At 67.5% G+C, this 15,764-nt stretch carries 8 protein-coding genes; all 8 read right to left on the bottom strand.

What is annotated here, in order from left to right; genetic code table 11:
- Nucleotides 1–84: 84 nt before the first annotated feature.
- Genes ACQP1G_RS29510 through ACQP1G_RS29545 form a run of 8 tightly spaced genes read right to left on the bottom strand, consistent with a single transcriptional unit; the run spans nucleotide 85 to nucleotide 15,764 of the window.
- Nucleotides 85–360: a helix-turn-helix domain-containing protein gene (locus tag ACQP1G_RS29510; protein ID WP_433192819.1), complete on the bottom strand. Its 276-nt coding sequence runs from the start codon at nucleotides 358–360 to the stop codon at nucleotides 85–87.
- Nucleotides 361–390: 30 nt separating this feature from the next.
- Nucleotides 391–1,575, bottom strand: a complete 1,185-nt coding sequence (locus ACQP1G_RS29515; RefSeq protein ID WP_433192820.1) for a thioester reductase domain-containing protein — start codon at nucleotides 1,573–1,575, stop codon at nucleotides 391–393.
- Between the two features lie 27 nt (nucleotides 1,576–1,602).
- On the bottom strand, nucleotides 1,603–2,862 hold the full coding sequence (locus ACQP1G_RS29520; RefSeq protein WP_433192821.1) for an aspartate aminotransferase family protein: 1,260 nt from the start codon (nucleotides 2,860–2,862) through the stop codon (nucleotides 1,603–1,605).
- Nucleotides 2,863–2,873: 11 nt separating this feature from the next.
- On the bottom strand, nucleotides 2,874–3,284 hold the full coding sequence (locus ACQP1G_RS29525) for a type II toxin-antitoxin system RatA family toxin (RefSeq protein ID WP_433192822.1): 411 nt from the start codon (nucleotides 3,282–3,284) through the stop codon (nucleotides 2,874–2,876).
- A gap of 39 nt (nucleotides 3,285–3,323) precedes the next feature.
- Nucleotides 3,324–5,111, bottom strand: coding sequence for an acyl-CoA dehydrogenase family protein (locus ACQP1G_RS29530; RefSeq protein WP_433192823.1), 1,788 nt, complete (start codon nucleotides 5,109–5,111; stop codon nucleotides 3,324–3,326).
- The gene (locus tag ACQP1G_RS29535; protein WP_433192824.1) at nucleotides 5,108–6,910 is read right to left on the bottom strand and encodes an acyl-CoA dehydrogenase; all 1,803 of its coding nucleotides are present in this window, start codon (nucleotides 6,908–6,910) and stop codon (nucleotides 5,108–5,110) included. Before ACQP1G_RS29535 ends, ACQP1G_RS29530 begins: the two co-directional genes overlap by 4 nt.
- Nucleotides 6,907–8,535 carry a PfaD family polyunsaturated fatty acid/polyketide biosynthesis protein gene (locus ACQP1G_RS29540; RefSeq protein WP_433192825.1) on the bottom strand — a complete coding sequence of 543 codons (1,629 nt, stop codon included), beginning with the start codon at nucleotides 8,533–8,535 and terminating at the stop codon, nucleotides 6,907–6,909. Before ACQP1G_RS29540 ends, ACQP1G_RS29535 begins: the two co-directional genes overlap by 4 nt.
- On the bottom strand, nucleotides 8,532–15,764 hold the full coding sequence (locus ACQP1G_RS29545; RefSeq protein WP_433192826.1) for a beta-ketoacyl synthase N-terminal-like domain-containing protein: 7,233 nt from the start codon (nucleotides 15,762–15,764) through the stop codon (nucleotides 8,532–8,534). Before ACQP1G_RS29545 ends, ACQP1G_RS29540 begins: the two co-directional genes overlap by 4 nt.

Here is a 15,764-nt window from a genome sequence, read left to right on the forward strand (position 1 = left end):
GGCGGAAACCTCCAATTTCCTGATGTCGCGAGACTTGCCGACTGGGCAAGTGATCAATCACAAACGAGTCGATGCCCGGTTCGGTCAGCCCGCGGTGCGCAGCACCGCCCCGGCCGCACCGCGCAGGTCGAGCCTGCTGTGGATGCCCAGCTTGGTGTAGATCCGCTGCAGGTGGTTCTCCACGGTGCGCACCGAGATGAACAGGAGCACAGCGATCTCGCGATTGGACATGCCGTCCGCCGCCAGCGCCGCGATCGCGCACTCCCGCCGGGTGAGCCGCGAATCGCTGTGTCTCGGATGGGGCGCCGGGTAGTGCGGGCACCGGTCGGGCGTCGAGAGGTAGGTGGTGGTCGCGGTCATCGCAGTACTCCTGTCAGTGCGTCGCAATCGTCAGGCCGACTGCGCCGGCGCGGGCAGGTGCCCGTGCCGGACGAAGAACGAGGCGTAGGTGCCGAAGAGCTTTTCGTCGATGCTCGGGCACTCGATGCCGGTGCCGTCCAGGAACCGGCGGGTGAGATGGTCGGTGAACAGCAGGGGCTCCTCCTGCTCCATCAACATCGTGGTGCGGATCAGCGGGAACATCGCGTTGTCGACATCGGCCGAAATGGCCTTGAGCCACTTGATGATGCTGACTTCCTTGATCTCGAAACCGGCCGAGCGGATGAAGTCGCGGATGGTGTCGGAGTCGATCGCGGCGGGCCCGATCTGGTGGTAGATGCCGCCGAGCGCGGCCTCCTGCGCCGCGACCGCGGCAATGGTGGCGCAGACATAGTCCACCGGAACGAGATTCATCTTCAGCCGGAAATTGCGCGGGTAGACCCCGGCCTGGATCGAACCGGTGATGAAACGCCAGACGAAGTCGTTCTTCTGGCAGGCACCGGTTTTGGAGTCGCCCCACACCTGTGCGGGGCGGTGCATGGTGATCGGCACTCCCCGGTTGTCGGCTTCCAGTACCAACTGTTCGGCGACCCATTTGCTCTTGGTGTAGCCGAGCGGCATATCGGCGGCCGGACCGGTGGTATCCAATTCACCACGCGGATCGGTGTTTTCGGTGGTGCCGAAGACACCCAATGTCGATACATGATGCAGCGGCGCGGTCGCGGCGCAGGCCAGCCGGAGGACCTCGTGGGTGCCGCTGATGGTCTGCTTGCGCAGCCACTTGTAGGGCGTCAGGAAGTTCACCTTGGCCGCGGTGTGGTAGATCGCCTCGATCCGCCCGGCCAGCTCCGCGTAATCGTCGTCGGATAGGCCGAACTTGGGCAGGGTCACATCGCCGGGGACCACCCGAATGCGGTCGGTGGCGGTCGATTCACTCAGATCATAGGTTTCGAGGTTGGCGTGCAGCCGGTCCCGAGCCGAATCGACGTCGGCCGCACGCACCAGGCAGTGCACCGTGAGGCCGCGGTCGAGCAGTTCCTCCAGGAGGAACACGCCCAGGAACCCGGTCGCGCCGGTGAGGAATACATCCGAGACCGAACCCGCGGGCGTGCCAGGGGTGAATCCCTGAATGTCGGCGGCCAATTCGGTATCCGCCGCGATCTGCTCGGCGGCGCCCTCGATTTCGAGCGATGTCATGGCAGTGCTTCCCATCCTTGTGCGTCGTTATGCCGTTGCGGCAGTGGCCTGTTCGATGGCACCGTGCAGCGCGACGAGCGCCTCCTTCACGTCCTCGGTGCGCGCGATGATCGGTGGGATCAGACGCAGCACCTCGGGCCGGCTCAAGCAGGTCGAGACGACCAGCCCGCGCTGGGCCAGACCCACCTGGACCTCACCGGCAAACTCCGTGGACCGGAAGTCCAGGCCCCACAGCAGGCCACGGCCGCGCACCGCGGTCACCGCACCGGCGTGCTCGGCGGCGATACCGGCCAGCCCTTCGGCCATTTCCGCCGCGATTCGGTTGCCGTCCTCGGCGTGCTCCTCGATGGCGCGCAGCGCCGGGGCGACGGCCGAGGTGGCGAGCGGGTGGCCGCTGAAGGTCGCGGTATGCAGCACCGGATCCACGGTCAGGGGTGCGTACAGCTGCTCGGTGCACACCATCGCCGAGACCGGGACGACGCCACCGCCGAGCGCCTTGCCGAGCAGTACGGCATCGACCGGAAGTCCGTGCGCGAGTGCAACCGAGCGATCACCGCACCGGCGCAGGCCGACCTGGATCTCGTCGGCGATGACGAAGGCGCCGTGCTCGTGCGCATCCGCGCACCAGCGCGCCAGAATCGCCGGATCCAGTGGCGTGACACCGTTTTCGCCCTGCACCGGTTCGAAGATGAGCGCGGCGATATCGTGTTCGGCGGCGACCTTCTCGACGGCTTCGGGATCGGTCGGATCGATGTGCACGGCCCCCGCCAGCAGCGCGCCGAGATTGCCCTTGAACCGCTCATGGTGGGTCAATGCCAGTGCGCCAAGGGTCTTTCCGTGGTAGCCGCCCGCGACCGCGACCACGGTGGAGCGGCCGGTGGCCAGGCGCGCCAGTTTGGTCGCGGCCTCCACGACGTCGGCGCCGCTGCCGCCGAAGTAGACCTTCGACAGCGCAGGCGCTGTGGTTCCGCCGAATTCTGCTGCGGCCAGGTATTCGACCACCGTCTCAGCAGCCTGGGCGGGTACCGGGTTGAGCACCGAACGGGTGGAGGTCGGCATCAGGTCGAGCTGAGTGCGGATCGCGTCGACCACCGCGGTATTGCGGTGTCCCAGCAGGGCGACGGCATAGGAGCCGAAGTCCAGGACCGTGCGGTCGTCGGAGAGGGTGACCCGGCAGCCGCTGGCCGAGGCCTCGACGGCGCCCTGGCCGGTGAACTTGCCCGCCAGCGCCATCGACGGGGAGAAGTGCCGCTTCACCTGCTTGAAAGTGGTCTTCGCCGTGCTCATCTCATATGTCCTTACTGCGCGGCCTGGGTGACGATCGAGCCCGCATACCCCTCGAGGGCCTTGGCGATGGCGGGGTGGATCATTTCGGCGACCAGCGGGAGGCCGATATCGAATTCGACATTCAGCTCGAGTTCGCCGCCCTCGGCGTCCCGGTGGATCTGCCAGTAGCCCTGATAGACGTTCAGATCGCCGTCGACCTGGTGGAATTCGATGCGCTGACGGTCGGGATCGATGAGATCCTCCTGCTCCCATTCCATTTCCGAACCCTTGAGTTCGACCACCCAACTGCTGGTCCGGCGCGGGCCCTCGGTGTCGATGATCTCCACCTCGTTGACCCCGCCCATGTAGTCCGGGTAGGACTCACAGTCCAGCAGGATGTCCCACACGTCGGTGGGCGCGCTGGTTCTGTGACGCGAATTCATTGAGTACATGAGGTTGTCCTTCCGTAAAAGTTGTCGCGTTTACGCGGTCGGTCGGCGCTCGCCACTCGCCTGGACCTGGAATTGCCAGTGGGAGAAGAGTTTCCGGTCGCGGTGCAGGTCGAGTAGAACGGTCATGACGCGCTCGATCACCGCGACATCGGTGACGGGCGCCGCGGGTGCGAACATGCGCCAGACCCGTTCCAGGCACAACAGCAGCACCGCGCCGTCCGGGAAGGGTTGCTCGAGTATGGGTTCGGAGTTGACCACGAGGTGGATCACCGCCGCGGCGGCGTGGATGCCGCAGTACTGTTCTGCCAGCCGGTAGATTTCCGCCGAGGCTCCGTATTCGCGACCGAGCGCCTGCTTGGTCTCCTGTTGGGCGACGGTCAACCGGTCCAGTTCGAGCAGCAGGCGGTCGGCCAGATCGGCGGATTGCTCGAACCACTTGCGCTGCACACCTTCTCGGGTGCGGGCGAGTTCGCGCAGGGCGATGATCGCCTGCGGCAGCGCGAGTACTGCGGCGTCGCCGTCGCGGCTGAACAGCTGCTGCAGTTCGGGCTGCCATTCGGGCAGTTCGGCGTCGATGTCATACATGACGGCCACCCTCGCCTGGGCAGCGGCGCGCTGCTCCGAGGTGGCGGTGGCAGCCCTGGTCACGATTGGTTCCAGTTGGGCGCCAACACTTTTCAGATTCACGACAGTATTGCCGTCGGCGAAGACCGAGACCAGGATATCGCGCAGCATCTTCTGGTAGATGCCGTAGTGCGGGTGCTCGCGCAGGTACAGGCGGGCGCCGAGGACCAGCGACAGCTGAGACAGCGTGCGCTCCAACGAAGTCGGCACGAAGTACTTGACGATAGCGGAGCAGACGGCGGTCTCTTGCGGCGCGGCCTGCAGGCCGCGCACCGCGCCGGTGGCGACCGCCTCGGCCAGCAGCACATCGGCGAAACTCTCGGCGACCTGGCGGCGGGTGTACGGGATTTCGACGACCTTCTGGTCGAAGATCTCGCGCTCGACGATGAAGTCGAGGGTGACCCGCAGCGCGGTGTCGGCGGCGCCGAGCGCCAAACCGCTGATGGTGGTGCGCGCGACCTGGGCGCTCTTGAGGACCAGTTCGAGGCCCTGGCCCTGGCGGCCGATGAGGTGGCTGTCGGGGACGAAGAATTTGTCGAGGCGGATGCCGCTGAGATCGAGTGCGCGCAGACCATGCAGCCGCTCGTTGGGCACCTCGATCACCGAACCCGCTCGGCCGAGCCGCTTTTCGACCGCGAAGATCGACCAGTCGCCCGGTCCGCCGCGCTCGCCGGTGCGGGCGTGCACGGTGACCACGTCGGCGATGGTGGCATTGCCGATGAGGTACTTCTCCCCCGTCAGCAGGTAGCCGCCGTCCACCTTCTCGGCGTACATGTCGTTCGACAGGACATCGCTGCCGTGTTCGCGCTCGGACAGGCCCCACGCCATTTTCGCGCCGTTGTTGATCGCGGAGACGAAGTAGGTGCGCTGCTCGTCGGTGCCCGCGATCCAGGTCGGCATGAAGGCCAGATCGGTCAGCATCAGGGCCGCTGCGGTGGTCGGATCGCGGCGGGCGACCAAACGCAACAGCGCGTATCCCGCCTCGACATCACCGGCCCGGCCGCCCCACGCCGCGGGGAGGCAGTATTCGTGCACGCCCCAGCGCTGCAGGACCCCGAGCAGTTCGTACGGGAATTCCTCCTGCTCGTCGTAGCGCAGAATGCGCTGGAACGAGCACAGGTTGGCCGGGTCGTGCGGGTCACCGAGGTGTCGCTCGAGTTCCTCGGCCAGCTGCCTTACCTGCCGCACGGTCATGACTGATCCATTCCTTTCTCGGGCGCCAGCGGCACCGGTTGCGCGGCGAACAGGCACTGCTGGGTGCGCAATCGGGCCACGACGTCGAATGCGCTGTCCGCCAAGGGCATCGGCAGCCGAGTCCGGCGGTACTCGGCGCGGTCGAGCAGTAGTGCGAGGGCGGGCAGTAGCCAGTCGAGCGAGCCCGGGGTAGTGCCGTAGAGCGAGCGGGCGCGGTTGAACCACCACAGTTGGGTACAGGCCGCCGCGGCGTGCAGGTAGCCGACCTCGGTGGCCAGATCCAGTGCGGTCGTCGCCCGTTCGGCCGAAGACAGCTCGGTGAGGCCGCGGATGCGGGTGCGCACCGCGTGCATGGCGAGGTCGAGGCGATCCAGCAGCGCGAGAGTTTGCGCGGTGCAGGGCCGGGCGGCGGCGAAGATGGCGCGCATCTCGCGCGGCAGTGCACCGGTGACCACCTCGAGTCCGCGGGCGGACAGAGCCAAGTCGGCGAAATCCACCGGGGGCAGTGCGGCGTCCACGTCGAAGGTGGTGGCCAGCAGCTCGCGATCACCGGCTTGCTTGGCCGAGAAACCGTCCTCGGTGAAGCGGCCGAGCTGCACCGAGACCAACCTCAGGTTGGCCATCGGGCTGGTGTCGAAGTAGCGGACCACCGCGTTATCGGCGCGCAACACATCGAAGGCGGCCTCGGGACCTTCCCGGAGCACGCTGCGAGTGCCGAGGACGTCGGCGCAGCGATCGAAGACCTCCGCGGACAAGTCGGTGAGAACGGTTTTGACCAGCCCCGACCACAGACTCTGCGCGGCCGGGAAGGTGTGGATCGAGCGGGCGCAGGCGGTGGCGACGACATCGCAGGCGATGAGGGCGGCGGCGGCCGTACCGAGTTCGCGCCGGTTGTGCGGGTGCTGCGCGACCGGGCGCCCCGCGGCATTGTGCTCGTGGGCGAAGTCCATGGTCAGGCGCAATGCCGAGTCCATGGCCGCGAGGTTCGCACCGGTGCTGGTCGCACGCACGACCTGCATGGCGCGCATAGCGGTTTCCATGCCACGGCCGAGTCTGCCGACGACGGCCTCATCGCCGACCGGCACACCGTCGAATTCGAAGTGCGCGAAGTCGGTGCCGCGCATACCCGTTGGGCGCTGGAGGCGGATCTTCGCGGTGCCGCCGGTAGCCTCGGCCGCGCGACGCCCGGCCGACCCGAGGGCGAGTGGATTGTCCACCAGTACCATCGAGTAGGCGGCCGGACCACGTCCGCCGCTGTGCGCGATCACGAGCATCGCCTCGGCGATTCGACCGAATCCGACCAGCCACTTCTCACCGTTGAGGCGCCAGCCGCCAGCGGCCCTGTCGGGTGTCATGGCGCAGGTGTTGGCGAGCAGGTCGCTGCCGTGCTCGGGTTCGGAAAAGGCGAAACCGATCGAGCCACCCGAACGGAGCAGCCGCACAACACGTTCCCGTTGGTCGGCATCGCCCGCGAGCAGCACGCACAGTGTCGCGGTGATGTCGATCATCGTCGCGGGCATGATCGTCAGGTCGCGGCGGGCGGCGATGCGAACCAGGGTCAGGGTCTGGTCGTAGTGCACCAGATCGCCGCCCTCATCTGCGGGAATGTAGGCCAATCGCAGTGCGGGACCGGCTATTTCGGTCAGAGCGCTGGGGAATGCCTCCTGTTCGGCCCGCCGGACCATGGCGGCGAAGCCGTAGGGGTTCTCCGATGCCGTCGGGTCGCCGAGCGCGGCCTCCAAAGCCGAAGCCGCGGTGTGCGAGGCGACTTCCGGCACACGGTCCTCGAGTACCGTCACAACTCACCGTCCGAACCGTCGGCCGGGGCGGGCCGGTAGTCGGCACAGGTGCGCGGAACCCGGACACCGACCAGGGCGAGCTGCTGGATGCGCGTGGTGAAGGCGGCGCCGTACATCAGGTTCATGGCCACATCGGCGACCCGACGGTTCTCGGCCGCGGCCAGGTACGAGCCGCGCACCCACTCGTTGAAACTGCCCATCGCGGGGCCGCACCAGATCTGGTAGTCCAGTGTGCGATCCGCCTCGCCGACGACCGCCCAGCGCGAGGCCATGCCGAGATACCAGCGGAAGACCAGAGCCATCTTGCGCTTCGGCTCGTCGGCGGCACGGGTGAGCTGAGCCGGGTCGCGACGGGTGAAGTACGCGACGACCTCCTGCCAGACCTCATCGACCGAACGGCGCAGGATCTGCTGTTCGAGACGGGCTCGCTCATCGGCGGGCAGCGCGTCGATTCCGTCGTAGGCGCGGTACAGCTCGTAGAGACGCTTGGCCCGCATCGCGAACATGCTGCCCTTCTTCAGGACCTGCAGTTCGACGCCGAGCTCGAACATATCCGCGGCCGGGGCCATATCGACATCGGCGACGCCCGCCGACGCCAGCAGGTGCCGCACCTCATCGGAAGTGCCTGCCTCCAAGCACGATTGGTTCACCGAACCGGTCACCACATAGTCCGCGCCCATCGCGAAGGCGGCCGCCGCGGCGGTCGGGGTGCCGATACCACCGGCCGCGCCGACCCGGACCGGCACCGGATAGCCGAGTTCGGCCTGCAACTGGTCACGACGACGCACGATCGACGGGAACAGCGTGGTCAGTGGGCGGCGATCGGTGTGACCACCGGAATCGGCCTCGGCGGTGATGTCGTCGGCCAGCGGCACGAACTTCGCGAGCTCGGCCTGATCGTGGGTGATCAGGCCGCGAGCCAGCAGGTCGGAGACAATGGCGGCGGGCGCGGGACGGATGAACTTCTCGGCAACCTCGGCCCGAGAAACCTTGGCGATCACCCGATTTCCGATCAGCACCCGGCCGTCTTCAGTGCGGGCGAGCCCGGCCACTCGGTAGCGGACGATGTGCGCGGTCACATCCATGAATGCCGACGCCTCGACGCAGCGCACACCGTATTTCAGGAACAGCTCGACCGCGGCGCGCTCCAACTCCTCCTCGCTCGGGCTGTGGATCAGGTTGGCGGCGAAGGGCAGTCCGGGAATCTCGGCCTGAAACCGTTGCAGTGCGGCCTCCACCCGTTCCGGCAGCAGTCCGGCCGCGCCGAACGAACCGAGGCAGCCCGCCTTGGCCAGCGCGATGACGTAGTCCTCGGAGGCAATGCCGCCAGCCATCGCGCCACCCATGTAGGCGTAGCGAACACCGTGGCAGGCACGGAAAGTCGAGGAGCCGAGCTGTTCGGCGGGCAGTGGGCCGACCGCCGCGACGACGGTGGCGTCGTCATCGGGGCGGATGGTGGTCAGGCCGGTACCCGAGCGGGTGCGCACGACGTAGCAGGGGGCGTCGAGCGCGGTCAGGGTGTCGTAGAAGCCCTGCAGACTGGTCTGGACTACCGGTCCGTCGTGTTCGTCGGGCCGAATACCGTTGGCGGGCTGGGCGGTACCGCTTCCGAAGGTGGTGGTCATCGTTCGTCCTCTCGGCGTTCGTGAACCTCGACTGCGACGTTCGCGAGTTCATAGATGCGCAAGCCCGGCTTCCAGACATTGGCGTCGGCGATCACCAACACCCGAGCTCCCGCTCCCTCGTCGGGAAGGTGCCGTACTTCCTTGATGTGCAGGTCGAAGGTCATCGGGCCCTCGGTGCGCAGAATCTGTCCCCGGTATTTCCAGACCATTTCGACATCGAGGGGCATGGCGAAGACGGGATCGGCGAACTCCGCCCCCGCGCCGATGTCGATGGCGTAGACCTGCAGCGCCTGGATGAGCGCCTCGACGCCGAGCGATCCCGGCATCACCGGGTCGCGATAGAAGTGGCAGAAGAAGTACCAGTCGTCGTGGTCGATATGACGCAGACCGCGCAGGTATCCCTGGTCGTACTTGCCGCCACCGGAGACGATATCGACCTCGTCGATCAGCCGCAGGTGACCGTCGGCCAAGCGCAGGCCATCGCGGTCGAACCAGCTGTCCTCGGATCGGACGGCGAGGGTGCGAATCTGCTGGGGTGCCATGCTTTCCAGCTGCTGCTCGAACCAGGGTGCGACATAAGCGCTGTTGTCGAGACCGACCTGGGCGCTCAACGCCTCGGCCGTGTGGTAGCCGAACATCGACTCGCCCCGGTAGAACAGCTCGCCGTCGGCGAAGAGTTCGTAGCGGAACTTCTGCAGCGAAGTGCCGGGCATGATCTGGTTGAACAGCATGGTGGTGTGCTGGCGAATCGTCTTGCCGCGCAGGTCGACCTGCTTGACCACGGTGGCCTTGCCATCCAGGTTGCGGATATTGAGTTCCTGCTCCGGGGTGGCCAGGCTGGCGCCGAGGTAGTAGCCGAGCAGGATGGCGGCCTGGAGCGAGGACTCCATATAGACGCAGTTCGGCATGCCCGGAAACGCGTTCTCGTGGAAGTACCACGCCTCGGGTGGGCAATCGTATTCGGTCTCCATGGTGGCCCCGGCCTTCAGTTCGCCGCGGACGCCATTGAATTTCATGATGCGGTCGACGAAACGGAAGTCGCCGTTGGGGATATAGGGCGCCTTGCGGTCGGCGTAGATCTCGAACTCCCGGCCCATCGCGGTGGCCAGATCGCCCTTGGCGGCGTGCGCCAGATGCAGTTCATTGATGAACGCGGCCTCACCGGCCTGATTGCGGCGGCCGAGGAAGGCTGGGACGCCGCCGATTTCGGGACGATACGGGGTGCCCGGCTTCTCGCGAACCTGCACACCGAAATTGCGCATGCTGATCATGGCCTTATCACCGTCGTAGACAATGATGTCGGCGATCACCGTCGGGCGCGGCAGCATGGTGATCTCGGTGATCTCCACGTGGTAGCGGATGCTCGACTGCTTCGGGGTTATTTGGCCGCGCACCTTCACCTGGGTCTTCAGCCCTGGGACGGACTGGAATTCGGCGTCGGGCAGCACCAGGTGCAGGCCGAGGTAGAGCGCGTAGGTCTGCAGCAGTTGCACACCGCCCTCCGCGACCAGGGAACCGGCCAACACCGGGTCGCCGGTGAAGTGGCAGCGGAAGTACCAGCCGTCGGCATCGAGGTATTTGACCGCGCTGATCTCGCCGAGTGCCCGCGGGCCGCCCAGGCGGTCGATGGTGGTGATTTCGTCGACCATCCGCAGCATCGAATCCGGCAGGCGCAGCGAGCGATTGCAGCCGTCGCTCGTCTGATCCCATGCGGGGCCGAAGACGTCGGCGGGGCGGCCCTCGGCCAGCAGTTGCAGATCCTGGGCGGTGAGCGAGGTGCGGTTCGTACGTGCCAGGGGTTTGAACCAGGTCTTGGTCATCGCCTCGCGCCGCTTGCGATCCGCGGCATTGAAGACGACGCCGAGGGAGTCCTCGAGTTCCAGTGCGGAGAAGAAGCCCGCGCAGGCGTCGAGGAGTTCCAGGATCAGGACGCCGTCGGCGAAGCAGCGATAGTTGAAGAAGAACAGCAGGCTGTCGCCGTTCCAGACGAAGCGGTCGATTTTGATTTCATAGCGCAGGGTTTGGCCCTCGCGGGGCAGGCCGCCGTGGAAGACCAGTTCGCTGTCGAGCAGGCGGTAGACGCGCTCGCCCTTGTTGCGGAAGTCGATGCCGAGGTAGCTGACCAGCAGTAGATCGCACTGGCCTGCCTCGATGGTGACCGCGCAGGGCACGAGGCCGTCGACCGAATACCAGGCGCCCTTGGGGACGTCGTATTCGGTGGTGATCGAGCAGGGCTCGAACTGTCGGGTAGTGGCGTGTAATTCGGTGACACGCGTGACGAAGTGGTATGGCAGTTCGGGAAGGCGGACGCGAACCGGGTACTCGTCGATTTCGGCGAATTCGGGACCGAATACATTGGCCACCTTGCCGACCGCGAATTCGAGGAGGTCGTCCTCGTCCCAGACCACAGTGCGATGCGGCGCAGCGGGTTCCGGGGTGTGCGGTGGTGGCGGGAAGCTGCCGCGGCCAGCCTCCAAGGCGTCCAGGTCACGGTGCAGCAGCGCGCTCTGGGCCCGGAGGAAGGACTGGTGCGCGGAGGACACCGTGGTGCTCATCGGGCGCAGGACGCGGGTGCGGGCGGTTTCCAGTCGCCCGCTCGCCGGTGCGGCCAGCGCTGGCTGGGTGAGAGCGGCAACGAGCGGAGCCGATTGCTGCGGCTGCGGATCGACCGGCCGGGGGGCGGGCCGATCGGCGGACGGCTGGTAGGGCGCCGGTTGCAGAGCGGGTTGTCGGCGGGGCAGATACACGAACGGTTCTCCCTCGATGATGATCAGGTCCGGTTCCACGGTGAGGATCGTGGTTTCGGCTGCGATAGCGGTGATGTCGGCCGCCGATGTCATTGCGACCGTGCTGGTATCGGTGCGCAGTGCTGCGGCGATGATGGGCGCTGTGCGCTGGGTGACGCGGTCGACCACCGATTCCCCGCCGCAGGTGACGGCGATGCTGAAACGGGACCGTTGTGTCGCCGCGTCCGATGCCGGGAACAACCGGTCGAGCCGGACGCCGACACCGTGACTCACCAGCCGGGCAAGGGCTTGTGCCAGCGCGGTTCCGGCCTTCGCGCCACGGCGATCGACCGGGACGGCAACGTGTTCGCGGCCGGACAGCGTTTCGGCTACCCAGCGGGTGCAGCTCGCGCCGGGGCCGACCTCGATGAAGACGCGGAAGCCGCGGTCATATGCGCCTTCGATCAGCTTGCTGAAATCGACTGTGCTGCAAAGTGTTTCCGCGATACGGTCGGCGATCACGGTGCGGTCGGTCGGATCGACCAGGCCGTAGTCGAAGCTCGACAACAGTTCGAGATCCGCGGCGGGGTGGCCCAACGGATGGTTGTTGAGTCCCGCGAAGGCGGCACGTTCGGATTCGACTGCCGCACAGTGCATTACATGATTGGCCGGTGCCTTCGCCGACTTGCAGCCCAAGCGCGCGATGAGTTCCTTGACGGCCTCGGGGAAGCCCGCGACCACGACCTCGACGGGGGTGTTGATGTGGGTGAGGAAAACGCGGTCCAGTCCGGTCATGGCCGTGCGGACCTGTGCGGCACCGGCCAGCAGCACCTGGGTGGTCCACACCTGCTTGTCCGGGAGGTCGTCCGGCAACCCCCAGGCGGCGCGGATCAGACGCTTGGGGCCGCGCAATTGATCGACGAACAGCGGGGAGTTCACCAGCGGGGCATCGTCGCGGACGGACGCGTCCCACACGTCCATGGCGAAGAGCATGCTGCTCTCCCCCAGGCTGTAGCCGAAGCCGCCGTCCGGGTGAATGCCGAGCCCGTCGCGCAGCAGCCGGGTATTGAGTACGGCCGCGTTCGTACCGATGGCGAGCATGGTCGGGATGGACTCGATCAACTCGCCCTCGTGCCGCATCAGGGCAGAACGTTCGATGCCGCGCGGACCGCTGGGATACAGGGACGCATGCTTGAATTCGGCCCATGGTTGCGTCGCGTCGCGCTCGAATTCGGTCTGCAGACCGGGGAACAGCGAAAACAGTTCGCGGCCCGCGCCCGGATAAGCGGTGAACGCACCGGGGTAGACGAAGGCGACGCGGGCGTCCCGGCCGACCGGGCTGGTGGTGCAGTAGCTGCCCGCGGGGGTGGCCCATTCCCCGCCGGTCGCCGTGAGATCCGGCAGGTGGCGGGTGGCGGCGTCGAGTTCACGCCGCAGTGCGGCGGCGTCGGCCGCTACCAGCACCGCGGTGTAGCGGCCGGTTCGGGGCGCGGCAATGTATTCGCGGGCCAGTTCCATGGCAGTGCGGCCGGAATCCAGCGCGGCAAGGCAGTCGGCCGCCCGGGCCGCCAGCGCGGTCCCGTCATCGCCGTGCAGCGGAATCAACAGTGGGGCACCACCCCCGGACCAGTCGGTGGTCTCGACCGGATCGGTGGCCGGTGCTGCCGACAGGACGATGTGGGCGGTGCTCGAGCCACTCACCGCATGTACCGCCGCGACTCGGCGACGGTCGCGCTCCAGGCCGAGCCACGGTGCGGGTGCGTCGAGCAGGTGTAAGGCGGAGTCGTCGAATGCGCCGATCGCGTCGCTGCTCTCGCGCAGCGCGGCCGGGGCGGGCGGAAGTTCCCGGTGGCGCAGGCACAGTGCCGCACTGATAATCCCGGCGAGAACACCGGCCTGCTGTGCGTCACCGGCCAGCGAAATGTGGCTGGTCACCGCACAACTCGGCACCTCGGGAGCACGGGCAGGAAACAGCCGCGCCAGGGTCGTGAGGTCGGTGTCGGCCACTGCCGATGCCACCTCCAGGTGCGCTACCTCGTCGAGCGCGAATCCCGTGGCCGCATAACCCTTTTCCAGGCGCGCACGAAGGTCGGCCCCGGGCGTGAGTTCATCGGTCGCGTCCGCGGACCCGATGTCCTGGTGCACCACCACCGAGTCGATGGTGAGGGGCTCGGTGCCATCGGACCGGGTGAGCACCAGAGCCGCGGCACCGTCGCCGAGGATCGGTCGTCGCCCCTGGGCCAGGGCGGTGCGCACCAAGGTGTTCTCCACGCCCGCAGCGAGTTCCACGCCGCCGACCAGCACGGCTTCCACCGTCGGGTCCAGCAGGAGCAGCCCGGCGACCTCGAGGGCGCGGGCGCCTCCGGTGGCGTCGGCGGAAACCGTGAAGGCGGGGCCGGTGAGGTTATGGGCCGAGGCGATGCGGCTGGCCATGATGTTGCCGATGTAGCTGAGCACCTCGTTCGCGCCGATGGGGTCGTGTACCCCGGCGCGGACCGCGGTTTCCAGACGATCGAGTTCGTCATCGGACAGCGAGATCGCGGCCCTGGCACATTCGGCGCGCACGTGCGCGCCGATATCGAAGCGGGCACGGTGGGCGTGCGAACGCGGCTCCATCTCCATGGCGACCACGACGCCGACCCGGCGGCCCGCCTGATCCCGGCCCGAGGTGGTCAGTCCGGCCTCGGCCAGCGCTTCCTCTGCCGCCTGGAAGAACAGCAGATGCTGCGGATTCACCTGCGCCAGTTCGGCGGGCGGCATGCGGTAGGCGCGCACGTCGACCTCGACGCTGTCCACATAGCCGGCGTCGCGTTGCTCCTCCAGTTCCGCGATGCCGAGCTGCTCGGCCCCGTACCAACGCGGTTCGGGCCTGGGCACCAGTGCCGGACGGCCGGTGCGCACCACCTGCCGCATGGCATCGACTCCGGCGATGCCACCGACTCGAACACCCATGCCGGACAAGGCCATTCGCACCGGTTGCACCGAATTCGCCTGCCGCCGCGAACCCGAACCGTCGGTATCGAGCATCGTGTCGCTCGCCACGACATCATCGGAACCAGTCTCGGTGGGCGCATTGCCGCCCGCCGCAACCTCGGATTCGGCTGCCGTGGCAGCGGGAGCATCGGCGGCCTGTGCGAGCACAATGTGGGCGTTGGTGCCGCCGAAACCGAAGGCCGACACTCCGGCCCGACGGATGTGCGGGTCATCCGCCGAATCACGTTCCGGCCATTGACGATTGGTCGTCACGATCCTGGCCGCGGCGCTCTCGGCACCCGCCGGTCGGATCGGATCGGCGACGGCCGGGGTAGCGGGGATGACCCCGTGGCGCATCGCCAACGTCGCCTTCAGCACGCTCGTGAACCCCGCAACGGTGAGCAGATGGCCGATATTGCCCTTCACCGAACCCAACAGCGGCACGTCATCGCCGAAAAACTCGGTGAGTCCGCGCAATTCGATCGGGTCGCCGACCGGAGTTCCGGTGGCGTGACATTCGATGTAGTCCACCGCGGTTGGATCGATGCCGCCGCCGTAGGCCTGACGGTAGGCCGCCAACTGTCCCTCGACGTTGGGGGCCAGCAGGTGTGCGCCCGCGCCATCGTTGCCGATCCCGATCGATTCGATAACGGCATAGATGGTGTCACCGTCGCGCTCGGCGTCGGCGAGGCGCTTGAGGACGACGACGCCCGCACCTTGGCCGGTGACGATGCCGGTCGAGTCGGCGCGGAAGGGCTGGCTGATGCCATTGTCGGGAAAGGCGCGCAGATCGGAAAAGGACAGGTGGATGAGCAGCGGGTCAGGGGCGCACACCGCGCCCGCCAGCACGATATCGGCGGCGCCGGTGCTGAGGTAGTCGCGGCCGAGGCTGATGCTGTAGAGCGCCGACGAGCAGGCCGCGTCCAGCGCCAGGCGCGGGCCGCCGAGGCCGAGTGCATCACCGACGACGGTGGTCGGCAGCCCGGATGGCCACAGCGATTCGACCGGAACCGCCGGCGACCAGGCGCCGGTGTCGTTGTGCGGCAAGGGAAGTCCCGCAGCACGCAGCCCTTGGTCGACCGCGCGCCTGGTCAGCGGGACGCACAGGTCGACCGAGCGTTCGGTGGGGAACGAGTAGTTGCCCAGGACGAGCCCGGTACGGGCCAGCACCGGGTCGTCCTCGGTGATTCCGGCATCGGCCAAGGCCTGCCGGACCACGTACAACGGCCACCGCACCACCCGGCCGAGGCCGTCGATGCGCTCGGCATCGACCCGCAGGCCGGTCGGATCGATATCCGGCTCGGTGACGAAGCCGCCACGCGCCGAGGCGATGCCGTGCTCCGGGTCACCCCAGCCGCCGCGGGTGGCGGGGTCGGCGCCGAAAACCTCCGCGCCGCCCGCACTGCGCAGGTCGGCACCGGCGAGCAGTTGGTCCCAGAACTGTTCCGGCGTATGCGCGCCGGGTAGCAGGCAGCCGATCCCGACGATCGCTACCGCCGCCGCGGTGCTGCCGTTGTCCGTGTCTGACAT

This window comes from Nocardia sp. CA-107356 (genome assembly GCF_050946365.1).
Classification (GTDB): domain Bacteria; phylum Actinomycetota; class Actinomycetes; order Mycobacteriales; family Mycobacteriaceae; genus Nocardia.

Bases quoted from the DNA above. Each gene is read 5' to 3' on its own strand.
- ACQP1G_RS29510 (WP_433192819.1), bottom strand. From the start codon at position 360: ATGACCGCGACCACCACCTACCTCTCGACGCCCGACCGGTGCCCGCAC.
- ACQP1G_RS29515 (WP_433192820.1), bottom strand. From the start codon at position 1,575: ATGACATCGCTCGAAATCGAGGGCGCCGCCGAGCAGATCGCGGCGGAT.
- ACQP1G_RS29520 (WP_433192821.1), bottom strand. From the start codon at position 2,862: ATGAGCACGGCGAAGACCACTTTCAAGCAGGTGAAGCGGCACTTCTCC.
- ACQP1G_RS29525 (WP_433192822.1), bottom strand. From the start codon at position 3,284: ATGAATTCGCGTCACAGAACCAGCGCGCCCACCGACGTGTGGGACATC.
- ACQP1G_RS29530 (WP_433192823.1), bottom strand. From the start codon at position 5,111: ATGACCGTGCGGCAGGTAAGGCAGCTGGCCGAGGAACTCGAGCGACAC.
- ACQP1G_RS29540 (WP_433192825.1), bottom strand. From the start codon at position 8,535: ATGACCACCACCTTCGGAAGCGGTACCGCCCAGCCCGCCAACGGTATT.
- ACQP1G_RS29545 (WP_433192826.1), bottom strand. From the start codon at position 15,764: ATGTCAGACACGGACAACGGCAGCACCGCGGCGGCGGTAGCGATCGTC.